Origin of the sequence: Streptomyces sp. NPDC049970 (assembly GCF_040660235.1) — a bacterium.
Lineage (GTDB): Bacteria > Actinomycetota > Actinomycetes > Streptomycetales > Streptomycetaceae > Streptomyces.
The window spans coordinates 716,750-737,715 of record NZ_JBFALP010000002.1 but is presented as its reverse complement, the minus strand read 5'-3'; the positions used below and the strand labels follow the sequence as shown (position 1 = coordinate 737,715).

Annotated in this window: 20 protein-coding genes; 5 read left to right on the top strand and 15 right to left on the bottom strand. The window is 71.3% G+C overall.

Features of this window, described 5'->3' with window-relative positions; translation table 11 throughout:
* Window positions 1-91 precede the first annotated feature (91 nt).
* Both AB0I83_RS06050 and AB0I83_RS06045 read left to right on the top strand, forming a co-directional pair.
* Window positions 92-1,168: a M4 family metallopeptidase gene (locus AB0I83_RS06050; RefSeq protein ID WP_356533397.1), complete on the top strand. Its 1,077-nt coding sequence runs from the start codon at window positions 92-94 to the stop codon at window positions 1,166-1,168.
* A gap of 55 nt (window positions 1,169-1,223) precedes the next feature.
* Window positions 1,224-1,490: a protealysin inhibitor emfourin gene (locus AB0I83_RS06045; RefSeq protein ID WP_356842822.1), complete on the top strand. Its 267-nt coding sequence runs from the start codon at window positions 1,224-1,226 to the stop codon at window positions 1,488-1,490.
* 121 nt (window positions 1,491-1,611) lie between these two features.
* Here AB0I83_RS06045 and AB0I83_RS06040 read toward each other — a convergent pair whose 3' ends face one another.
* The 7 genes from AB0I83_RS06040 to AB0I83_RS06010 all read right to left on the bottom strand — a co-directional run bounded on the left by AB0I83_RS06040 (window position 1,612) and on the right by AB0I83_RS06010 (window position 8,598).
* Complete coding sequence (locus tag AB0I83_RS06040; protein ID WP_356842821.1) at window positions 1,612-2,640, bottom strand: GTPase Era; 1,029 nt, start codon at window positions 2,638-2,640, stop codon at window positions 1,612-1,614.
* Between the two features lie 52 nt (window positions 2,641-2,692).
* Window positions 2,693-3,046, bottom strand: a complete 354-nt coding sequence (locus tag AB0I83_RS06035) for a cytidine deaminase (RefSeq protein WP_356533391.1) — start codon at window positions 3,044-3,046, stop codon at window positions 2,693-2,695.
* Window positions 3,047-3,125: 79 nt separating this feature from the next.
* On the bottom strand, window positions 3,126-3,479 hold the full coding sequence (locus AB0I83_RS06030) for an MmcQ/YjbR family DNA-binding protein (RefSeq protein ID WP_363303768.1): 354 nt from the start codon (window positions 3,477-3,479) through the stop codon (window positions 3,126-3,128).
* Window positions 3,476-4,759: a hemolysin family protein gene (locus tag AB0I83_RS06025; RefSeq protein ID WP_356533387.1), complete on the bottom strand. Its 1,284-nt coding sequence runs from the start codon at window positions 4,757-4,759 to the stop codon at window positions 3,476-3,478. The genes AB0I83_RS06030 and AB0I83_RS06025 overlap by 4 nt, the downstream gene beginning before the upstream one ends.
* Window positions 4,756-5,253, bottom strand: coding sequence for an rRNA maturation RNase YbeY (gene ybeY / locus AB0I83_RS06020; RefSeq protein WP_356533385.1), 498 nt, complete (start codon window positions 5,251-5,253; stop codon window positions 4,756-4,758). Before ybeY ends, AB0I83_RS06025 begins: the two co-directional genes overlap by 4 nt.
* A 12-nt stretch (window positions 5,254-5,265) precedes the next feature.
* Entirely contained in the window at window positions 5,266-7,368 is a 2,103-nt protein-coding gene (locus AB0I83_RS06015) for a PhoH family protein (protein ID WP_356533383.1), read from the bottom strand.
* Between the two features lie 126 nt (window positions 7,369-7,494).
* The gene (locus AB0I83_RS06010; RefSeq protein ID WP_356533381.1) at window positions 7,495-8,598 is read right to left on the bottom strand and encodes a PfkB family carbohydrate kinase; all 1,104 of its coding nucleotides are present in this window, start codon (window positions 8,596-8,598) and stop codon (window positions 7,495-7,497) included.
* Window positions 8,599-8,958: 360 nt separating this feature from the next.
* On the opposite strand from AB0I83_RS06010, the gene AB0I83_RS06005 reads away from it, so the two are divergent.
* The gene (locus tag AB0I83_RS06005; RefSeq protein WP_363303767.1) at window positions 8,959-10,317 is read left to right on the top strand and encodes an MFS transporter; all 1,359 of its coding nucleotides are present in this window, start codon (window positions 8,959-8,961) and stop codon (window positions 10,315-10,317) included.
* Here the strand turns inward: AB0I83_RS06005 and AB0I83_RS06000 are convergent.
* From AB0I83_RS06000 to hrcA, 6 genes are all read right to left on the bottom strand, one after another.
* Window positions 10,281-11,273: an adenosine deaminase gene (locus tag AB0I83_RS06000; protein ID WP_363303766.1), complete on the bottom strand. Its 993-nt coding sequence runs from the start codon at window positions 11,271-11,273 to the stop codon at window positions 10,281-10,283. The genes AB0I83_RS06005 and AB0I83_RS06000 overlap by 37 nt on opposite strands.
* 10 nt (window positions 11,274-11,283) lie before the next feature.
* Window positions 11,284-12,192 (bottom strand): ribonuclease Z, encoded by a 909-nt coding sequence (locus AB0I83_RS05995; RefSeq protein WP_363303765.1) that lies wholly within the window; start codon window positions 12,190-12,192, stop codon window positions 11,284-11,286.
* Between the two features lie 16 nt (window positions 12,193-12,208).
* Entirely contained in the window at window positions 12,209-12,568 is a 360-nt protein-coding gene (locus AB0I83_RS05990; RefSeq protein WP_356533574.1) for a histidine triad nucleotide-binding protein, read from the bottom strand.
* Between the two features lie 94 nt (window positions 12,569-12,662).
* The gene (locus AB0I83_RS05985) at window positions 12,663-13,409 is read right to left on the bottom strand and encodes a 16S rRNA (uracil(1498)-N(3))-methyltransferase (protein ID WP_363303764.1); all 747 of its coding nucleotides are present in this window, start codon (window positions 13,407-13,409) and stop codon (window positions 12,663-12,665) included.
* A 310-nt stretch (window positions 13,410-13,719) separates the two neighbouring features.
* Window positions 13,720-14,859, bottom strand: a complete 1,140-nt coding sequence (gene dnaJ / locus AB0I83_RS05980; RefSeq protein WP_356533372.1) for a molecular chaperone DnaJ — start codon at window positions 14,857-14,859, stop codon at window positions 13,720-13,722.
* On the bottom strand, window positions 14,860-15,876 hold the full coding sequence (hrcA, locus tag AB0I83_RS05975) for a heat-inducible transcriptional repressor HrcA (protein ID WP_356533370.1): 1,017 nt from the start codon (window positions 15,874-15,876) through the stop codon (window positions 14,860-14,862).
* 165 nt (window positions 15,877-16,041) lie between these two features.
* Between hrcA and AB0I83_RS05970 the strand changes: the two genes are divergently transcribed.
* Together AB0I83_RS05970 and AB0I83_RS05965 are read left to right on the top strand one after the other, a co-directional pair.
* A complete protein-coding gene (locus tag AB0I83_RS05970) occupies window positions 16,042-16,767 on the top strand; it encodes an MBL fold metallo-hydrolase (protein ID WP_363303763.1) in 726 nt (241 codons plus the stop codon).
* 25 nt (window positions 16,768-16,792) lie between these two features.
* Window positions 16,793-17,611, top strand: coding sequence for a DUF3097 domain-containing protein (locus tag AB0I83_RS05965; protein ID WP_363303761.1), 819 nt, complete (start codon window positions 16,793-16,795; stop codon window positions 17,609-17,611).
* A gap of 36 nt (window positions 17,612-17,647) precedes the next feature.
* Here AB0I83_RS05965 and hemW read toward each other — a convergent pair whose 3' ends face one another.
* On the bottom strand, window positions 17,648-18,880 hold the full coding sequence (gene hemW, locus AB0I83_RS05960; RefSeq protein ID WP_356533366.1) for a radical SAM family heme chaperone HemW: 1,233 nt from the start codon (window positions 18,878-18,880) through the stop codon (window positions 17,648-17,650).
* 57 nt (window positions 18,881-18,937) lie between these two features.
* Window positions 18,938-20,857 carry an ATP-binding SpoIIE family protein phosphatase gene (locus AB0I83_RS05955; protein WP_363303760.1) on the bottom strand — a complete coding sequence of 640 codons (1,920 nt, stop codon included), beginning with the start codon at window positions 20,855-20,857 and terminating at the stop codon, window positions 18,938-18,940.
* Between the last annotated feature and the right edge of the window lie 109 nt (window positions 20,858-20,966).

The window sequence follows — 20,966 nt, the reverse complement described above, 5'->3', positions numbered from 1 at the left end:
TGTAAAGACCGAACGGTGATACATCACTCTATTTCGTCAATCACGATCGCAACCAGTGACAGACTCGTGACGGAGTGCCACAGTCGTTTGCATGCAGCCTCGACCGAACAACGGGCCCACGCCCGTCTTCTGCACCATCGTGCCGCCCCATCTCCTCGACAAGCTGTCCCAGGCCGACGATCCGGTCCTGGCCGGTCCCGCGCGCCGCACCCTGGAGGCCGACGGGGCCAGGCGCCGTCACCGGCAGGTGACCGCGCTGGCCTGGACCCCCGGCGCCGCGCGCACCTCCGACCCGGTCCCCACCAAGCCCCACCGCACCCTGTACGACTGCCGGCACGGCACCGACCTGCCGGGGGTCGAGGTCCGTGACGAGGGCGACGAAGCCACCCAGGACGCCAGCGTCAACCGCGCGTACGCGGGCCTCGGCGCGACCTTCGACCTGCTGCTCACGGAGTACGGCCGCAGCTCGATCGACGGCAGGGGACTGCCGCTCATCGGTTCCGTGCACTACGACGAGAAGTACAACAACGCGTTCTTCGACGGCGAGCAGATGGTCTTCGGGGACGGCGACGGCGAGATCTTCCTCGACTTCACCGTCGCCATCGACGTGATCGCCCACGAACTGGCGCACGGGCTCACCCAGTACACGGCGAACCTCGCCTACGAGGGCCAGTCCGGCGCCCTCAACGAGTCCGTGTCGGACGTCTTCGGGGCCCTGGTCAAGCAGTACTCGCTGGGCCAGAGCGCCGAACAGGGAGACTGGCTGATCGGGGCGGGACTGCTCGCTCCCCGCGTCAGCGGCGTCGCGCTGCGCTCGATGAAGGCCCCCGGCACGGCGTACGACGACGACGTGCTCGGCAAGGACCCGCAGCCCGCGTCGATGGACGACTACGTCGAGACGGACGAGGACAACGGCGGCGTCCACATCAACTCCGGCATCCCCAACCGTGCCTTCTACCTGCTGGCCACGGCACTCGGCGGCAACGCCTGGGAACGGGCCGGCCGGATCTGGTTCGACGTGCTGACCGGCGGCGAGCTGGCCCAGGACGCGTCCTTCACGGACTTCGCCAAGCTGACCGTCGCGGCGGCGCAGCACAGGTTCGGGGAGGGCGACGAGGCCGAGGCGGTGCTGAAGGCCTGGTCGGAGGTGGGCGTGCCGACCAGGTGACCGGGTAGGTAGGGGCGGGGCCGTCCGAGCGGGGCCAGGGCAGGAGCCAGCACGCATGCGCATTCAGGTCAGCCGGACCGGCGGGTTCGCCGGCATCGCCCGCCGCGGCGAGGTCGAGACATCAGGACGGCCGGACGCCGCGGAGTGGGAGGCCCTGGCCGAGGCGGTCGTCGCCGACGGCCGGGGCGGCCCGCACGCGGGGGTGCCGGACGGCTTCCGCTACCGGATCACGGTGGGCGGCGTGACGGTCGACTGCGCGGACCCGCGGCTGACCGAGGCCCAGCGGACGCTGATCTCCCGGGTCCTGAAAGAGGGCGCCTGAGGCCTCGTCCGGGTCGTGCCGGGCTCGTGGAGCCCGGGAACCGAACCCTGGTCCGGACCGCCTCGCGACCGGGCTCCGGCCCCGGACCGTTTCGCGGCCGGGGCCCGACCGGGCTCCGGCCTCAGAATCCCAGCTTGCGCAGCTGCTTGGGGTCGCGCTGCCAGTCCTTGGCGACCTTCACGTGCAGGTCCAGGAAGACCGGCGTGCCGAGCAGTGCCTCGATGTGCTTGCGCGACTTCGTGCCGACGTCCTTGAGCCGCTTGCCCTTCGGGCCGATGATGATGCCCTTCTGGCTGGGCCGCTCGATGTAGACGTTCGCGTGGATGTCCAGCAGCGGCTTGTCCGCCGGACGGTCCTCGCGGGGCAGCATCTCCTCGACGACGACCGCGATGGAGTGCGGCAGCTCGTCCCGCACGCCTTCCAGCGCGGCCTCGCGGATGAGTTCCGCGACCATGACCATCTCGGGCTCGTCGGTGAGGTCGCCCTCCGGGTAGAGCGGCGGGCTCTCGGGCAGCAGCGGGGCGATGAGGTCGGCGAGCAGGCCGACCTGGCCGGCCCCCCGTCCGCCACCGCCCTTGTTCGACGACCCGCTTCCCGCTTCCCGCTCCTCCGTGACCGCCGAGACCGGCACGATCTCGGCCCACTCGAAGCCGAGCTCGTCGGCCAGCGCGGAGACGGCGATCAACTGCTCGGCGAGTGCCCTGGGCTCGACCAGGTCGGTCTTGGTGATGATCGCGATCTTCGGTGTCTTCTTGATCCCGGCGAGCTCCTTGACGATGAACTTGTCACCGGGGCCGAGCTTCTGGTCGGCGGGCAGGCAGAAGCCGATGACGTCGACCTCGGCCCAGGTGGTCCGTACGACGTCGTTCAGGCGCTCCCCGAGCAGCGTGCGCGGCTTGTGGAGGCCGGGCGTGTCCACCAGGATCAGCTGGGCGTCGGGCCGGTGCACGATGCCGCGCACCGTGTGCCGGGTGGTCTGGGGGCGGTTGGAGGTGATCGCCACCTTCTGACCGACCAGAGCGTTCGTGAGGGTGGACTTGCCCGCGTTGGGCCGGCCCACGAAGCAGGCGAAGCCGGCCCGGTGGGGGGCGTTGTTCTCAGCCTGCTGCGAAGCGGCTTCTGTGTTCGGTCGAGCGCTCATGGCGCCCATTCTCCCCGATCCCGGCGGCTCCGTTGCACAGCAGGGCGCCGCCGCCCCCGAATCAGCCCGCGGTGACGGTGGACCGGAGCACGCCGTCGGGCCCCGCGAGCAGCACGGGAGTGTCCGGTCCGCCCAGGTCACGGACAGCGGCCCGGTCGGCGTCGGAGGCGGTCCCGGCCCCGGACACGACGGCGGCGGCCTCCAGTGACGTGGCACCGCCGGCCACCGCCATCGCGACGGCGGTCTGGAGCGCGCTGAGCTTCAGCGACTCCAGGGCCACGGTGCCGGCGGCGTAGGTACGCCCCGTCTCGTCACGGACCGCCGCGCCCTCCGGCACCCCGTTGCGGGCCCGGACGCTGCGTGCCAGCGTGATGATCTTGCGGTCCTCGGCGGCGAGCTCTGTGCTGTCGGTCATGCGCCGAGCATACGAAGGCGGTGCGGGTGCGCCGGACGACGGGGTCGCCGTGCACCCGCCAGGGGCGACGGGACAGCCTTCAAGGCCGGTCCAGACGCAGCCGCTCGGCCTTCGGGAGACCGGCCACGACCAGGTCGTAGCTGTCCTCCACGAGCTCCCGGACCATGTGGTCCGGGAGCTCGGAGACCGTCACCGTGTTCCAGTGCCGCTTGTTGAGGTGCCAGCCGGGGACGATGGCGGCGTGGTCCTTCCGGAGCCGGACGGCCTCGTCGGGATCGCACTTGAGGCTGACCTTCAGAGGCATCTCGTCGAGCACTCCGATGGCGAACACCTTTCCCAGGACCTTGAAGACGGAGGCCTCGGGACCGAAGGGGAACTCCTCCGTACTCGCGTTGAACTCCAGGCAGAACGCGCGCAGTTCCTGGGGCGTCATGCCACCTCAGCTCCCTCCGGTTCCACCAGCACCGTGACGATCTTGTTCCTGCGGCCCGCCGGGGACTCCGCGGTCAGTCGGAGCTTGCGCCCGTCGGGCAGGTCCACGATCGAGGAGGCTCCGGAGATCGGGACCCGCCCGAGCGCCTTCGCCAGCAGGCCGCCGACCGTCTCCACGTCCTCGTCGTCGTACGCGTCGAGGCCGAACAGCTCACCGAGGTCGCCGATGTCGAGCCGGGCGGTCACCCGGAAGCAGCCGTTCTCCAACTCCTGGACCGGCGGGAGTTCGCGGTCGTACTCGTCGGTGATCTCTCCGACGATCTCCTCGAGGATGTCCTCGATGGTGACGATGCCGGCCGTGCCGCCGTACTCGTCGATGACGACCGCGACGTGGCTGCGGTCCTGCTGCATCTCGCGCAGCAGGTCACCGGCGTTCTTCGTGTCGGGGACGAACGCGGCCGGGCGCATCGCGGTGGAGACCAGGTCGGACTCCGCGTCCCGGTTGACGTGCGTCTTGCGGACCAGGTCCTTGAGGTAGACGACGCCGACGATGTCGTCCTCGTTCTCCCCGGTGACCGGGATGCGCGAGAAGCCGGAGCGGAGCGCCAGGGTGAGTGCCTGACGGACCGTCTTGTAGCGCTCGATGCAGACCAGGTCCGTACGCGGCACCATCACCTCGCGCACGAGGGTGTCCCCGAGCTCGAAGACGGAGTGCACCATGCGGCGTTCGTCGTCCTCGATGAGCGACTCCTGCTCGGCGAGGTCGACCATCGCGCGCAGTTCGGCCTCGCTGGCGAAGGGCCCCTTGCGGAAACCCTTGCCCGGAGTCAGCGCGTTGCCGAGGAGGATCAGCAGCTGCGGGACCGGTCCCATGATCCTGGCCAGCGGCAGCAGGACGTACGCCGCGGCCGTGGCCGTGTTCAGCGGGTGCTGGCGGCCGATGGTGCGCGGCGAGACGCCGATCGCGACGTAGCTGACGAGGACCATCACCCCCATGGCGAGGGCGAGCGCCTGCCAAGTCTCGGTGTACTCCTGGAGGCAGGCGTAGGTGACGAGCACGCCGGCCGACATCTCGCAGGCGACGCGCACGAGCAGCGCCACGTTGAGGTAGCGGGTGGGGTCGGCGGCGACCTGTTCGAGTTTGGCGCTGCCGCGGCGCCCGGCCCGCACGGCCTCGGCCGCACGGAAGCTCGACGTACGCGCGATGCCGGCCTCGGCGCAGGCTGCGAGCCAGCCGACGACGATCAGCAGGACCGCGCCGGAGATGAGGGGGACGCTCACGAGACGGTGGGGGCGGGGGACGGACCGGTCAGGCCGCGCTCGCCGCGCCAGCCGTCGACGATCGCCGCCTGGAGGCCGAACATCTCGGCCTTCTCGTCGGGCTCCTCGTGGTCGTACCCGAGGAGGTGCAGCACCCCGTGGACGGTGAGGAGCTGCAGCTCCTCGTCCATCGAGTGCTGTGTCTCGGCGTCGTCGCCCTGCTTCTTGGCGACCTCGGGGCACAGCACGATGTCACCGAGGAGCCCCTGCGGGGGCTCCTCGTCGTCCTTGACCGGCGGACGGAGTTCGTCCATCGGGAAGGACATGACGTCCGTGGGACCGGGGAGGTCCATCCACTGGATGTGGAGCTGCTCCATGGCTGCGGTGTCCACCACGATCACCGAGAGTTCGGACAGCGGGTGGATCCGCATCCGGGCGAGGGCATAGCGGGCGATGTCGAGGATCGCCTGCTCGTCGACCTCGGTTCCGGACTCGTTGTTGACGTCGATCGACATGGTGCGCTGCGACTACTTCCCGTCGGGGCCGGTGCGGCCCTCTGCGTTGTCGTACTTCTCGTACGCGTCGACGATACGGCCGACGAGCTTGTGCCGGACGACATCCTGGGAGGTGAGCCTGGAGAAGTGGACGTCCTGGACACCCTCCAGGATCTCCTGGACCTGGCGGAGTCCGCTCTTGGTGCCGCTCGGCAGGTCCACCTGGGTGACGTCGCCGGTGACGACGATCTTGGAGTCGAAGCCGAGACGGGTGAGGAACATCTTCATCTGCTCGGCGCTGGTGTTCTGCGCCTCGTCCAGGATGATGAAGGCGTCGTTGAGCGTGTTGTGTGTCAGCAGGTAGTCCTGTGTGACGTACAGCGAGTCCTCAGCCGCCACCTGAATACACACGGCTTCCTCACGGCCGGCCGGTTCGATGCTGTCGATGAAGCGCATCGGGCGGCCGCCACCCCCTGCCGCGTGGTACTTCTCGGCCTTGCGGGCGAGCCGGAAGGGCTCGATGCCTTCGGGGAGCCGGATGTCAACGACGTGCGCGTCGTAGCGGTGATGGACCTCGCGGCCCCTCGCCAACCCTGGTGCACGCCCTTGGGCGGCCCTGCGACGCGTGTACGCCACCCCGCCGAGCGACTGCACGAGCGAGATCACATCGTCACGCAACATGATCGATGCCGTCCCGTACTGGATACGGCACGTTCGGTCCGCCTGGGTAACCGGTCCGCCGTCCGCGTCCAGCAGTCCCTGAAGTACGGCAAGACGGACATCGGCGGAGTTGGACAGGTAGACGTCCGGGACGAACTTGGAGTGCGAGCGGGTACCCAACAGGTCGAGTGCACGCAAGGAACGAGTGACCGGGTTCTCCAGGGTGATCACGTCTCCTGGCGACTTCACCCGGTTCAGCATGTAGTCGGGTCCACCCCTGTGCCGCACGGAGACGCCTGTCAGCGCTCCCTCCAGCGCCTCCGCCAGTTCGGGATCCTCAGTGGCGAACGAGGGGGTCGTGGAACCCGTCAGGCACCCGTCTCCCAGCAGCAGACCCAGCGCGTACGGGTCCATCGGGACTTCACGCTCGGGAAAGCTGACCGGTGCAGTGAGCATCGGCAGCTCATACCGCCGGGCGTGTGCCGCCCGAAGATTGCCGATCATGTCCTTGGTCTCCAGGACCCGCCATGGCTTGTCCCGCCGCTTGTCCGAGGCCGTGCGGACCGTCCACAGGTGCTCACCGCAGCACAGCGTCCATGAGCCGTCCTGGGCACTGACACGGTAGATGTCCTTCTCGCCCTGCGGATAGACGCCGAGGACCGGAGTCGGCTCGCCGTTCGACCCGATGACGAGGTCACCCACGCTCAGATCACCGATCGGGCGCCACCCGTCCGGGGTGAGGACGTTGGTGAAGAGCGGTTGGGCGCGGCCCCGCATGTACGCCAGCGGCGCGACCTCGATCGTGCCCGCGGCCATCAGCCGGGGGATCGAGTCGGGGTCGAGCATGTCGTGCAGGGCGTCGTAGAGCGGACGCAGATACGGGTCGATCTTGTCGAAGAGCGTGCCGGGCAGGAAGCCGAGCCGCTCCCCCGCCTCGACGGCGGGCCTGGTCAGGATGATCCGGCTGACCTGCTTGGACTGCAGGGCCTGGACCGCCTTGGCCATGGCGAGATAGGTCTTGCCGGTGCCCGCGGGGCCGATACCGAAGACGATGGTGTGCTTGTCGATCGCGTCGACGTACCGCTTCTGGTTGAGCGTCTTGGGGCGGATCGTGCGGCCGCGGCTGGAGAGGATGTTCTGGGTGAGCACCTCGGCGGGAGTCTCGGCACCCTCCCCGTCGCCGTTTCCGCTCGCCCTGAGCATGGCGATCGAGCGTTCCACAGCGTCCTCCGTCATCGGCTGCCCGGTGCGCAGCACCAGCACCATCTCGTCGAAAAGGCGCTGGATCAGCGCGACGTCCGCCGCGCTTCCAGTCGCGCTTATCTCATTGCCCCGGACATGGATGTCGACGGCCGGGAACGCCGTTTCGATCACGCGCAGCAGTGAGTCGCCCGACCCCAGGAGCATCACCATGGGGTGTCCGGCCGGAATGCCGATCCGGGCCTTCGCCTGCGGCTGTGTAGGTGTCTGAGTCATGGGCCGGCCCTCGGGCCTGCGCATACCTCCCGTTGCAGGGCCTTCGCTGCTCGACGGCCTCTGGAGTACCAGCGTACGACTCCGCACCGACATCGCAGAGGGATTTACCGCGTGATCATCAGCCGTTCACTGCCGGAAGCCGATGGTCGGGACGGCGCGGCGCAGCGGCCACGCCCGGCTCGCGGCGGGCAGCAGCTCCTCCAGGAAGGCGTAGCGCTCCAGTGCGGCGGGATCCTGGTCGGCGCAGGTGCGCACCTGCTGCCACCAGGCGGCGATCTCCGCCCATCCGGGGGCCGAGAGCGAGCCGCCGAACTCCTGCACCGAGAGGGCCGCGGTAAGCCCGGCGAAGGCGAGGCGGTCGGCGAGCGGCCAGCCGGCCAGCGTCCCGGTGACGAAACCGGCGACGAAGACGTCACCCGCGCCGGTGGGGTCGAGGGCCGCCACGTCGATGGCGGGCACATCGGCGGCCGTGCCGGCCGACCGGTCCACGGCGTACGCGCCCTCCGCGCCCAGGGTCACGACGGCCAGGGGGACGTGCTCGGCCAGGGCGTGGGCGGCGGCGCGCGGGCAGTCGGTGCGGGTGTAGCGCATCGCCTCCTCGGCGTTGGGGAGGAAGGCCAGGCAGTGGCCGAGGTCGGGCAGCGCTCCCAGATCCCAGCGGCCGGTCTCGTCCCAGCCGACGTCGGCGAAGACCATGGCGCCGTTCCGGGCGGCACCGGCCACCCAGGGCTCGCTGCGGCCCGGGGTCAGTGAGGCGACGGCGGCGCGGGCGCGCGGCGGGCAGGAGGGGAGCGTGCGGCCGGGCACGGGGGACGGCGCGGGGGCGGGCGCCTCATGGCCGTGCGAGACCATCGTGCGTTCACCTTCGTACGCCATGGAGACGGTGACGGGCGAGTGCCAGCCGGGCACCGTGCGGGACATGGACAGGTCGATGCCCTCGCCCTGTTCGAGGGCGTCCCAGCAGTACTCGCCGTAGTGGTCGTCGCCGAAAGCGGCGGCCAGGGAGGTGCGCAGGCCCAGCCGGGCGAGTGCGGTGGCCATGTTGGCGACGCCGCCGGGACTGGAGCCCATCCCGCGGGCCCAGGACTCGGTCCCGCGGACGGGGGCGCTGTCCAGGCCGGTGAAGATGATGTCCAGGAACACCGTGCCGGTCAGGAACACGTCGCAGGCCGGGTCCTGCGGGGCGCGCAGCCCGAGCAGCGGGTCGATGCCTGGTTTTCCTGTGCTCACCGTGCGCTCCCCGGCCGTGGCGGATCTGGACAGTTTCGGCCAGTGTGCCGGATCCGCCGCCCCGTCCGGCGAGTACGCACCGTATCGCGCGCATCCTCTCCCACCTGCATAAACCTGCGCAGCTACCCAGCCCTTTCGCGCATAAACATAAAGGTGACTCAGATCACATCGAGCCATCTTTCGGTTGTCAGTGCGTGCTTGATACAAATTGCCCCGCGAGCACCGATCAGGACAGCTGACGACGAGTGCCGCTCCTCCCGCTTCTTCTCGCCCCACCCTCCCCGGCTCCGCCCTGCCCTACCCCCGCTCCACCCTCCCCTGCCTTCCGCCGCCCCTGCGGCATGTTCTCCGGGAACGCCCATGTCCTCGCGCCCTCGCGCCGCGTGGCCCCTGGTAGCCGTGTTCACCTCCGGATACCTCGCCTCCTATCTGCTTCCCACCGTCGTCGGCCGCCTCACCACCTCTCTGGGGCTGAGCCCGGCCCAGGCCGGTCTGGTCGGCAGCGCCCTCCTGCTCAGCTCGGCCTCGGCCGGCTTCACACTGGCGGGCCGCGTGGACGGATACGGTGCCCGCGGACCGGCGCGCGCCGGTCTGCTGCTCGCAGCGCTCGGTTACGGCTGCGCGGCGAGCACCGCCTCCGTGCCGCTGATCGTGCTCGGCGTGGTGGTCGGCGGCTTCGGCTCCGGCACGGCCACCGCTGTCGCGGCATCCGGCATCGCCGCGCGCAGCGATCCGCACCGGACCTCCTCGCTCGGGCTGCTCAGCGTCTCGGCGGCGGCGGGAGTCATGTATCTGACGATCCCGCACCTGGGCGGCGGCCACCGGCTGCCGTTCGCGGCGATCGCGCTGGCAGCCCTGCTCGTCTGGCCCGTCACGTCCCGGCTCGGCGGCCCCACACCCGTGGGAGCGACGCCCTCTGTCCGGGGCAGGCTGCCGCACCGGCGGTCCGGTCTGGTGCTGGCCGGCGGAATGTTCGTCTGGTCCATGGCGCAGAACGCCCTGTGGGGCGTCAGCAGCAGCATCGGAGTCGTGCAGGCCGGGCTGTCAGAGGTGACCGTCGGCGCGGTGTTCGCCGCCGCGCTGGGGGCCGGGCTGCTCGGTGTCATGGGTGCGGGCATGCTGGGCGCCCGACTCGGCCGGGCGGTGCCGATCGGGGTCGGGACGATGATCATCGCGGGGAGCATCGTGCTCAGCTCCTCGGCCGACGGCCTCGGGTCGTTCGCGGCCGGGGAGATCGCGTGGAACGCCTTCTACCCGGTGGTCCTGTCCTACCTGATCGGCCTGGCTGCCTCACTGGACGTACGCGGCCGCTGGGCCGTCCTCGCGGGCTCGGCGTCGTCGATAGGTGTGGCCTGCGGCCCCGTGCTGGGGAGTGTGCTCTCCGAGCAGGCGGGTTACGCGGTGATGGGCCTGGTCCTGGGGACCGTCACGCTCCTGGTCGCCGCCCCGGTCACCGCCGTCGCGCTGCACGCCGGCGGACGTCCGCTGGTCTCCGGCTCGGTGCGGCGCAGGGGCGGCGCGCCCGCCGCGCTGCTCGCCGCCACGACCGGCGGCCTGCCCGGCGCGGTACCCAAGCTGGGTGCGCCGGAGCAGGCGGTCACGGAGATCAGTGTGCCCGCGCTGCGGCGGAGGCGGCTGGTCAGGAGCGCGATCCGGACCGCCGGCCCCGCCGACTCGGCCGGTCAGTCGAACGCGTACGCCTCGACCTCGGACAGGTAGCGCGCCCTGCGCTCCTCGTCGTGGTCGAGGAAGGCCGCCTCGAAGGAGTTGCGGGCCAGTGTGCGCAGCTGTTCGCGGTCCAGGCCGAGCGCCTCGCGGACGGCCCGGAAGTTGTCCTCGGCGTAGCCGCCGAAGTAGGCGGGGTCGTCGGAGTTCACCGTGCAGAGCAGTCCGGCGGCCATCATGGCGGGCAGCGGGTGCTCCGCCAGTACGTCGACGGCGCGCAGCCGCACGTTGGACAGCGGGCAGAGCGTGAGCGGTACCCGCTCGGCGGCCAGCCGCTCCACCAGGTCCGGGTCCTCCATGGCGCGCAGCCCGTGGTCGATGCGCTCGACGCCCAGGACGTCGAGCGCCTCACGGATGTAGGCGGGCGGGCCCTCCTCGCCCGCGTGCGCGACCTTGCGCAACCCGAGTGCGCCGGCCGCCTCGTACACCTCGCGGAACTTCGACGGCGGGTGGCCGGCCTCGGCCGAGTCGAGGCCGACCGCGCTGATGCGGTGGAGGTACGGCTTGGCGGCGTCCAGGGTCTCCAGCGCCGACTCTGCGGACTTGTCGCGCAGGAAGCACATGATCAGCTGGGTGGATACGCCGTGCTTCTCCTCGCTGGCGTCCAGCGCCCTGCCGAGCCCCTCGATGACGGTGCCGATCGGCACCCCGCGGTCGGTGTGGGCCTGCGGGTCGAAGAAGATCTCGGCGTGCCTGACGCCTTGGGCGGCGGCGCGGGCGAGGTAGGCGTCGGCCAGCTCGGCGAAGTCCTCCTCGGTGCGCAGCACCGCCATGAGAGCGTAGTAGAGGTCGAGGAAGCTCTGCAGGTCGTGGAAGAGGTACGCGGTGCGCAGTTCCTCGGTGTCCGCGTAGGGCAGGGTCACGCCGTTGCGTGCGGCGAGAGCGAAGGCCAGCTCGGGTTCGAGGGTCCCTTCGATGTGGAGGTGGAGCTCTGCTTTGGGGAGGTGCACGGTGTTCTCGTCACTGGTGGCGGGTGGGTACGGGGACCCTGATCAGGTCCTGGGCGATGGTCAGGCCGCCCTCGAAGCCGGCTGCCCTGGCCTGTCGCTCGAAGACTTCGGGGTCGTTGTAGCGCTGGGAGAAGTGCGTCAGCACCAGGTGCCGTACGCCCGACTCCTTCGCCACGCGGGCCGCCTGCCCGGCCGTGAGATGGCCGTGGTCGGCGGCGAGCCGGCCGTCCTCGTCGAGGAACGTCGACTCGATGACCAGCATGTCGCATTCCTCCGCGAGCGCGAACGCGCCGTCGCAGAGCCGGGTGTCCATGACGAACGCGAAACGCTGTCCGCGCCGGGGTTCAGAGACCTCCTCCAGCGGAACGCCGCGCAGGACTCCGTCGCGCTGGATGCGTCCCACGTCCGGCCCCGCGATGCCGTGCTCGGCGAGCTTCCCGGGCAGTATGCGCAGCCGGTCGGGCTCGGTGAGGCGGTAGCCGTAGGACTCGACCGGGTGGGAGAGCCGGTGGCTGTCGAGGGTGTACGCCGCCGTGGTGGCGAGGACCCCGTCGGCCGCGACAGGGACCTCGGCCAGCTCGACCGACTGACGGTAGGCGGTCGCGTACCGCAGCCGGTCGAAGAAGTGCTGTCCGCTCGCCGGGAAGTGGGCGGTGACGGGATGCGGGACCCGGTCGAGGTTGATCCGCTGGATCACCCCGGCCAGGCCCAGCGAGTGGTCGCCGTGGAAGTGGGTGACACAGATCCGGTTGATGTCGTGCGCCGCGACGCCTGCCCGCAGCATCTGGCGCTGCGTCCCCTCGCCCGGGTCGAAGAGGATGCCCTCACCGTCCCAGCGCAGCAGGTAGCCGTTGTGGTTGCGGTGCCGGGTCGGGACCTGGCTGGCGGTGCCGAGGACCACGAGTTCTCGTACGGACACGGTGTGCGGAACCGTTCTAGCCGGGAGGCCACTGCATGCCGCGTCCGCCCAGGACGTGGGCGTGCGCGTGGAAGACCGTCTGCCCCGCACCGGCGCCGGTGTTGAGGACGATGCGGTAACCCGTCCCGGAGAGCTTCTCGTCCTCGGCGACCAGACCGGCCTCGCGCAGCACGTCGGCGGCGATCTGCGGCTCGGCTGCGGCGAGCGAGGCGGCGTCGGGATAGTGCGCCTTGGGGATGACCAGGACGTGGGTGGGCGCCTGGGGGTTTATGTCACGGAAGGCGACGGTCGTCCCGCTCTCGCGGACGATGGTCGCCGGGATGTCCCCTGTAACGATCTTGCAGAACAGGCAGTCGGTCTGCGGCTCTCCCGCCATGGCCCGGCCTCCTCGGTCGTCGGTCCCGGTGATCAGTACACCGGCCATGCTATCCGGCCCGGCGGGCACGCCGGTGCCCCGAACGGACGGGTCCTCAGCTCCAGCGCCCCGTACGCCCCATCAGCAGTGCGGCGGCGGCCGTCCCCGCGGTCGAGGTGCGCAGCACGCTGGGGCCGAGCCGGTAAGGGGGCGCGCCCGCGTCCGCGAACGCGGCGAGCTCCTGGGGGGAGACCCCTCCCTCCGGTCCCACGACCAGGACGATGGTGCCCTCTTCGGGGAGTTCGGCGGTCGCGAGCGGCTCGCTGCCGCTGTCCCGGTCCTCGTGCAGTACGGCCGCGAAGTCGGCACCGGCCAGCAGCGCCGCGACCTGCCCGGTCGTCATGAGGTCGGCCACCTCGGGGAAGCGGACACGGCGCGACTGCTTCCCCGCCTCGCGCGCGGTGCTGCGCCACTTGGCCAGTGACTTGAGTCCCCGGTCGCCCCGCCACTGGGTGATGCAGCGTGCGGCCTGCCAGGGCACGATCCCGTCGACGCCCGTCTCCGTCATCGTCTCGACCGCGAGCTCACCGCGGTCGCCCTTGGGGATCGCCTGGACGACGGTGATCCGGGGCGCGGCCTCCGGTTCCTCGTGGACGCTCTCCAGGTCGGTGACGACGAGCCGGTCCTTGCCCTCGGCCGCGCGTACGACGCCTTCGGCCCAGCGCCCCCTCCCGTCGGTGAGGACGACGTCCTCGCCGGGGTTCAGCCGCTTCACGGAGACGGCGTGCCGCCCCTCGGGGCCGTCCAGGACGAACTCCGGCCCGCTGGGCAGGTGTTCGACGACGAAGACCGGTGCCGTCACTGGGCACTCCTCACGTTCACTGCCGCACGCGCGGCTTCCGTCTCGGCGGCGTCCGGGCCGATGGCCGGCTCCGGGCGTGGCGCACCGCCCGTCGTCCACGCCCGCACGGCCGGGTACCGGCGGAGGCCGGTGAGGGCCGAGGACACGACCGCATCGTGCCATGTCCGGTGAACCGTGCCGAAATCAGCCGTTCCACGACGTGAGCGGTTGCCCGGAACCCTGAGCGGCTTGTCCGGAACCGTGAGCGGCCGTCCGCGACACAGCGCACCGCCCGCCGGTACGAGACCGGCGGGCGGTGCGGTGACAAGGTTCAGCGGCCGTTGAAGGCGTCCTTCAGACGGGAGAACAACCCCTGCTGCCCTGGCTGGAACTGCCCCGTGGGCCGCTCCTCACCCCGCAGCTTGGACAGTTCCCGCAGCAGACGCTCCTGCTCGGGGTCCATCTTCGTCGGGGTCATGACCTCGACGTGGACGATCAGGTCGCCGCGCCCGCCACCACGCAGATGCGTGATGCCGCGCCCGTGCAGCGGGACCGACTGGCCGGACTGGGTGCCCGGCCTGATGTCGATCTCCTCCAGTCCGTCGAGCGTCTCCAGCGGCACCTGGGTGCCGAGTGCCGCCGCCGTCATCGGGAGGGTGACCGTGCAGTGCAGGTCGTCGCCGCGCCGCTGGAAGACCGCGTGCGGCAGTTCGTGGATCTCGACGTACAGGTCGCCGGCCGGGCCGCCGCCGGGGCCGACCTCTCCCTCGCCGGCGAGCTGGATCCGGGTGCCGTTGTCGACACCTGCCGGGATCTTCACGGTGAGCGTGCGCCGCGAGCGGATGCGGCCGTCACCGGCGCACTCGGGGCACGGGGTCGGCACGACCGTGCCGAAGCCCTGGCACTGCGGGCAGGGGCGCGAGGTCATGACCTGGCCGAGGAAGGACCTGGTGACCTGCGAGACCTCACCCCGGCCGCGGCACATGTCACAGGTCTGCGCGGAGGTGCCGGGTGCGGCCCCCTCGCCACTGCAGGTCGTACAGACGACCGCGGTGTCGACCTGGATGTCCTTGGTCGTGCCGAAGGCGGACTCGGCGAGGTCGATCTCCAACCGGATCATCGCGTCCTGGCCGCGCCGGGTGCGCGAACGGGGTCCGCGCTGCGACGCCGTGCCGAAGAACGCGTCCATGATGTCGCTGAAGTTGCCGAAGCCGCCGGCTCCGAAGCCGCCCGCGCCACCGCCACCGCCCGAGGCGGACAGCGGGTCGCCGCCGAGGTCGTAGACCTGCTTCTTCTGCGGGTCCGAGAGCACCTCGTAAGCGGCGTTGATCTCCTTGAACCGCTCCTGGGTCTTCGGATCCGGGTTGACATCCGGGTGCAGCTCGCGGGCGAGCCTACGGAATGCCTTCTTGATCTCGTCCTGAGATGCGTCGCGGCGCACGCCTAGTACGGCGTAGTAGTCCGTGGCCACTTACGAATCCGCCAGGATCTGTCCGACGTAACGTGCCACTGCGCGTACCGCTCCCATCGTTCCGGGGTAGTCCATGCGGGTCGGTCCGACCACGCCGAGTTTGGCGACTGCCTCGTCGCCCGAACCGTAGCCGACCGCGACGACGGACGTGGCGTTGAGGCCCTCGTGGGCGTTCTCGTGCCCGATCCGTACGGTCATGCCCGAATCCGTTGCCTCACCGAGCAGCTTCAGGAGTACGACCTGCTCCTCCAATGCCTCCAGCACCGGCCGGATCATCACAGGGAAGTCGTGCCCGAAGCGGGTGAGGTTGGAGGTGCCGCCGATGATCAGCCGCTCCTCCGTTTCTTCGACCAGGGTCTCGAGGAGGACGGAGAGCACCGTCGAGACGGTTCCCCGGTCCTCGTTCTCGAAGGACTCCGGAAGATCCTGCACCAACTGCGGGACATCCGCGAACCGCCGTCCCACGACCCGGCTGTTGAGCCGGGCCCGCAGATCGGCGAGAGACGTGTCACCGAACGGTGCCGGACAGTCGATCATACGCTGTTCGACCCGGCCCGTGTCCGTGATCAGCACGAGCATCAGCCGGGCCGGCGCGAGCGACAGCAGCTCCACGTGCCGCACCGTCGACCGGGTCAGCGAGGGGTACTGGACGACGGCGACCTGCCTGGTCAGCTGCGCGAGCAGCCGGACCGTGCGGCCCACGACGTCGTCGAGGTCGACCGCGCCGTCGAGGAAGTTCTGGATGGCCCGGCGCTCCGGCGACGACAGGGGCTTGACACCCGCGAGTCGGTCGACGAAGAGGCGGTAGCCCTTGTCCGTCGGAATGCGCCCCGCGCTCGTGTGGGGCTGGGCGATGAAGCCCTCGTCCTCCAGCACCGCCATGTCGTTCCGGACGGTGGCCGGGGAGACCCCGAGGCTGTGCCGTTCCGTGAGCGCCTTGGAACCGACGGGTTCCTCGGTGCCGACATAGTCCTGGACGATGGCGCGCAGCACTTCGAGTCTGCGTTCGCTGAGCACCGCGCACACCTCCAGCTGTGGTTCTCCGGTTTCTGCCTGGCACTCTGTGGGGTCGAGTGCCAGCAATCCCCCCGGTCAGTGTACGGGGGGAGGGTGGGGCGGGGGCAAGGCCGACCGGCCACGCCGTCGCGGGACCGCGCAGGTGGTTGCCGATAGCGTCGCCGTATGGACGTCTGTTGGGAAGAGTTCGGCTGGGAGCGGTTGGGCAACGGTTCGGGGCGGCGACGCCTGCCCGGCTGGGACGCGACCACCGCGCTGGTGGCCGGGGCCGACGGCGTGCTGCTCCTCGACACGGGTTCGACGCTCCGGGAGGGCGTCGAACTGCGGACCCAGGCGGAGGCGCTGCTGGGCCGGAGAGTGACGCATATCGCACTGAGCCATCCGCACTTCGACCATGTGCTGGGCACCGCCGCCTTCTCCGGTGCGGAGGTCTACGGAGCGGTCGGCACGGCGGAGCTGCTGGGGCGGCACGGCGCCGAGGAGCTGCGCGCGGACGCGCTGCGGCACGGGATGGGCGAGGCGGACGCGACGGCGGCCGCGGACGCCCTGGTGGCTCCGCGGCACCAGGTCAGCGGCGAATGGACGCTGGATCTCGGAGGCGGCCTCCAGGTGCTGCTGGCGAACGTCGGGCCGGGCCACACGGGACACGACCTCGCGGTGCTGGTGCCCGGCACGCCGGTCGTGGTGCTCTGCGGGGATCTGGTCGAGGAGTCCGGGGAACCGCAGGCGGGCCGGGACTCGGTGCCCTCGCACTGGCCGGCCGCACTCGACCGGCTGCTGGAACTGGGCGGCGAGGAAGCGCTGTACGTACCGGGGCACGGGGCGGTGGTGGACGCGGCGTTCGTGAGGGCGCAGCGGGACGGGCTGGCCGCCCGGTTCGGCGTGTCGTGACGGGGGGCGCGATTATCGTCGTGCCATGCGCAGCTACCAGCCGGACCTGACTCCGCCGTGGAAGAAGTCCTCCCCCGCCCCCGAGGTGCCGGCCGAACCCGATCTGGTCGTCGAGGAGACCGTCACCGGCTTCTGCGGGGCGGTGATCCGGTGCGAGAAGACGGCCGAGGGGCCGACGGTCACGCTGGAGGACCGTTTCGGCAAGCACCGGGTGTTCCCGATGACGCCGCGCGGCTTCCTGCTGGAGGGCAAAGTGGTCACCCTCGTACGTCCGGCGGCGGGCGGCACCGTACGCCCCGCGCGTACGGCATCGGGTTCGGTGGCGGTCCCCGGGGCGCGGGCGCGTGTGGCGCGGGCGGGCCGGATCTACGTGGAGGGGCGGCACGACGCGGAGCTCGTCGAGCGGGTCTGGGGCGACGACCTGCGCATCGAGGGGGTGGTCGTGGAGTACCTGGAGGGGATCGACGACCTGCCGGCGATCGTGCGCGGTTTCGCGCCCGGACCGGACGCGAGGCTCGGTGTCCTGGTCGACCATCTGGTGCCGGGCTCCAAGGAGTCCCGGATCGCCGCTCAGGTCACCGACGGGAACGTACTCGTGGTGGGTCACCCGTACATCGATGTCTGGGAGGCCGTGAAGCCGTCGTCCGTGGGCATCCCAGGGTGGCCGGTGGTACCGCGCGGCCAGGACTGGAAGACGGGCGTGTGCCGCGCCCTGGGCTGGCCGGAGAACACCGGCGCGGCCTGGCAGCACATCCTGTCCAGGGTCGGCTCGTACAAGGACCTGGAACCGCACCTGCTGGGTCGCGTGGAGGAACTGATCGACTTCGTCACCCTGCCCGCCTGACACGCCCCGGCGGAACCGTGCGGACCGGTCGTTCGCTCAGTCCACCAGGTCCCGCACCACCGCGTCGGCGAGCAGGCGGCCCCGCAGTGTGAGGACCGCGCGCCCCTCGTCGTACGGTCCCGGCTCCAGCAGCCCGTCGGCGACCGCGCGGCCGGCCGCCGCCAGGCCCGCGGGGGCGAGCAGCGACAGCGGGCAGCCCTCGACGAGGCGCAGTTCGAGCAGGATGCGTTCGACCCGCCGATCCTCGTCGCCCAGCACCTCACGGCCGGCGCCCGGCGAGCGGCCCTCGGCCAGGGCCTGTGCGTACGCGCCGGGGTGCTTGACGTTCCACCAGCGCACCCCGCCGACGTGGCTGTGCGCACCGGGCCCGGCGCCCCACCAGTCGGCGCCGCGCCAGTACAGCTCGTTGTGCAGGCAGCGGCCCTCCGGCGTGCGGGACCAGTTCGACACCTCGTACCAGGAGAAACCCGCCGCCGCCATCGCCTCGTCGGCGATCAGGTAGCGGTCGGCGTGGACGTCGTCGTCCGTCATCGGCACCTCGCCCCGGCGGATGCGGCGGGCCAGCTGGGTGCCCTCCTCGACGATCAGCGCGTACGCCGACACGTGGTCGGGCCCGGCGCCGATCGCCGCGTCGAGGGAGGCGCGCCAGTCGTCGTCGGACTCGCCGGGGGTGCCGTAGATCAGGTCGAGGTTGACGTGCTCGAAGCCGGCCGCACGGGCCTCCGCGACACATGCCTCGGGCCTGCCGGGTGTGTGGGTGCGGTCGAGGATCTTCAGGACGTGCTGCCGTGCGCTCTGCATGCCGAAGGAGACACGGTTGAAGCCGCCTTCGCGCAGCTCCTCCAGATAGGCCGGGCCCACGGACTCCGGGTTGGCCTCCGTGGTGATCTCGGCGTCGTCGGCGAGGCCGAACTCCTCACGGATCGCGGCCAGCATCCTGACGAGGTCCGCGGCGGGCAGCAGCGTCGGGGTACCGCCGCCGACGAAGACCGTGCGGACGGGACGGGGGTCGTCGCCGAGCACCTTGCGGGCCTGGCGGACCTCCTCGACGAGATGGGCCGCGTAGTTGTCACGGGAGGCCAGGGCGCCCCCGGAGCCGCGCAGCTCGGTCGCGGTGTAGGTGTTGAAGTCGCAGTAGCCGCAGCGGGTCGCGCAGTAGGGCACGTGCAGATAGAAGCCGAGCGGACGGCCGGCGGCGCCTTCCAGGGCGTGGCGGGGCAGTGCCCCGTCGTCGGGCACGGGCTCACCATCGGGCAGTACGGAAGGCATACCGTCCATTGTCGCTCGCCGTCGGAGCTGTCCCGCACATCCGGCCCCCGGCCGGTCTCAGTCCACCTGGATGACCATGAGGGCCAGGTCGTCGTCGGGCGGGCGCTCAGCGAAGGTGTGGACGGCCCGTTTGATCCGTTCGGCTATCCCGGCGGCGGACAGCCCCGCGCACTCCGCCAGCACGTGTGCCAGACCGTCCCCGTCGTCGAACATCAGCCGACCGGAGCGCCGCTCCGTGACCCCGTCCGTGACGCAGAGCAGGCTGTCACCGGGCGCCAGGTCGAAGCTCTGGCTCTCGTACGCCACGTCGTCGACGATCCCGAGCAGGATCTGGGGCTCGGCGGCCGGACGCACGGATCCGTCCGGGCGCAGCAGCAGCGGGAGCGGGTGACCGGCGCTGGCCACGGTGCAGCGCACACCGCCGTCCGGGAGGGGCACCAGGTCGCCGTACAGCAGGGAGAGGAAGCGGGACTGGGAGCCGTCCTGCATCTGCTCGCCGTCCTTGATCTGCTGGCCGCCCGCCGCCGCGACCATGAGGGCGGCGGCCTCGGCCGCCTCCATGGCGTCGTCCAGGAGGAGGCGGTTGAGCCGGTCGAGGACCTCGCCGACACGGAACCCCTCCCGGGACAGCAGACGCAGCCAGGGCCGGGCGAGACCCGTGACGACGGCTGCTTCGGGGCCGCTGCCCTGGACGTCACCGAGCACGAACGACCAGCGGCCGCCGGGGCACGGGAAGAGGTCGTAGAAGTCCCCGCCGACGACACCGTCGTCCCCCGGCTCGTACACCAGGGCGCTGGTGACGCCGGGTATCTCGGCGACCTTGCTGGGCAGCAGACCGCGCTGGAGGATGCGGCTGATGGTGGCCTGGCGGGTGTAGGCGCGGGCGGCGCCCACGGCGAGGCCGACGCGGCGCACGAAGTCCGCGAGGAGCGCGGCGACCTCGTCGGGGATGTGGTCGACGCCCTCGCGTCCCACGAGGACCGCGCCGAACGTGCGCCCGCCCGAGATGATGCGGTGGGCCAGCGCGGCACCCGTGACGCCCTCGTGCTCCGCGGTGGCGCTGCCGGGCCAGGGCATGGGCACGGGACCGGTGCCGACGCTGCCGGGCAGTCGCAGCGGGTCCCTCTCGAGCGCGGGGCGCAGCATGGCCGCACGCGCCTCGTCGCTGTGCCAGACCCCGGCGAGGCGGGGTAAGGCCGCCGGGCCTCCGTTGTCGCCCTCCAGCCAGATGGCGCACCAGTCAGCGAGCCGGGGCACCAGGAGCGGGCCCGCTATCGAGGCCACCAGGTCCTCGTCCAGCTGGCCGGCGAGCAGGCCGGACGCCTCGGCCAGGAAGGAGAGCCCGCCGCGCCCGGCCCAGCCCGCGTCGTCGCGCTCGGCCCTTCCGGCCGTGGGGGCGAGGACCCCGGCGGTGCGCGCACCGTGCCGTCCGGTGCCTTCCCCGGCGGGCGAGGCGTCGGCCAGTCCGTAGCGGTCGTCGCCGGGAAGCCGGGCCCAGACGGTCTTGAGGCCGGTCCGGTAGGTGATGCCCCAGGACTCGGCGAGGGTGGCGACGAGTTGGAGCCCCCGGCCGTACTCGGCCGGATCGGGCCGCTCCGCGCGGCCGTCGCGCACCGAGCGTGCGGGGTGGTGGTCGGTGATCTCCAGTACGAGCGCGGCGGGCTCGGGCCCGGCCGAGTCCTCCAGCCGGAGGAGGAGCTCGACCGTCGTACCGGCGTGCACGACCGCGTTGGTGACCAGTTCGCTGGCCACGGTCAGCGCGTCGTCGGTGAGCCGCTCGCCGAATTCGCCGGCCGTGGGCAGGCCGAGCCCGGTCCAGTCGGTGAGTGCCGCGCGGACGAATCTGCGGGCCGCGGACGAGGCCTGCGGGATACCGGGCAGGCTCGTGCGCGCGACCCGACGCGGATCGTCGGCCTGACCTGCGACGACGGTTGCGGGACGGTGCACGATGTCCCGCTGCAAGGGAATGGGCCCCACGGTGCGGCTCCTGAGGGTCTCGCGAAACGCCGCTGGTGTTCTACGACAGAGTGACAGACCGGCCGTTCCCATAAGCACCGAGTGACGGAAGTGGCGTGAGACGAACAGC

Bases quoted from the DNA above. Each gene is read 5' to 3' on its own strand.
- AB0I83_RS06040 (WP_356842821.1), bottom strand. From the start codon at position 2,640: ATGGGCGCCATGAGCGCTCGACCGAACACAGAAGCCGCTTCGCAGCAG.
- AB0I83_RS05970 (WP_363303763.1), top strand. From the start codon at position 16,042: ATGGACGTCTGTTGGGAAGAGTTCGGCTGGGAGCGGTTGGGCAACGGT.
- AB0I83_RS06005 (WP_363303767.1), top strand. From the start codon at position 8,959: ATGTCCTCGCGCCCTCGCGCCGCGTGGCCCCTGGTAGCCGTGTTCACC.
- AB0I83_RS06050 (WP_356533397.1), top strand. From the start codon at position 92: ATGCAGCCTCGACCGAACAACGGGCCCACGCCCGTCTTCTGCACCATC.
- AB0I83_RS06035 (WP_356533391.1), bottom strand. From the start codon at position 3,046: ATGACCGACAGCACAGAGCTCGCCGCCGAGGACCGCAAGATCATCACG.
- AB0I83_RS05965 (WP_363303761.1), top strand. From the start codon at position 16,793: ATGCGCAGCTACCAGCCGGACCTGACTCCGCCGTGGAAGAAGTCCTCC.
- AB0I83_RS06015 (WP_356533383.1), bottom strand. From the start codon at position 7,368: ATGACTCAGACACCTACACAGCCGCAGGCGAAGGCCCGGATCGGCATT.
- AB0I83_RS06030 (WP_363303768.1), bottom strand. From the start codon at position 3,479: ATGACGCCCCAGGAACTGCGCGCGTTCTGCCTGGAGTTCAACGCGAGT.
- AB0I83_RS06045 (WP_356842822.1), top strand. From the start codon at position 1,224: ATGCGCATTCAGGTCAGCCGGACCGGCGGGTTCGCCGGCATCGCCCGC.
- AB0I83_RS05990 (WP_356533574.1), bottom strand. From the start codon at position 12,568: ATGGCGGGAGAGCCGCAGACCGACTGCCTGTTCTGCAAGATCGTTACA.
- hemW (WP_356533366.1), bottom strand. From the start codon at position 18,880: ATGCCTTCCGTACTGCCCGATGGTGAGCCCGTGCCCGACGACGGGGCA.
- ybeY (WP_356533385.1), bottom strand. From the start codon at position 5,253: ATGTCGATCGACGTCAACAACGAGTCCGGAACCGAGGTCGACGAGCAG.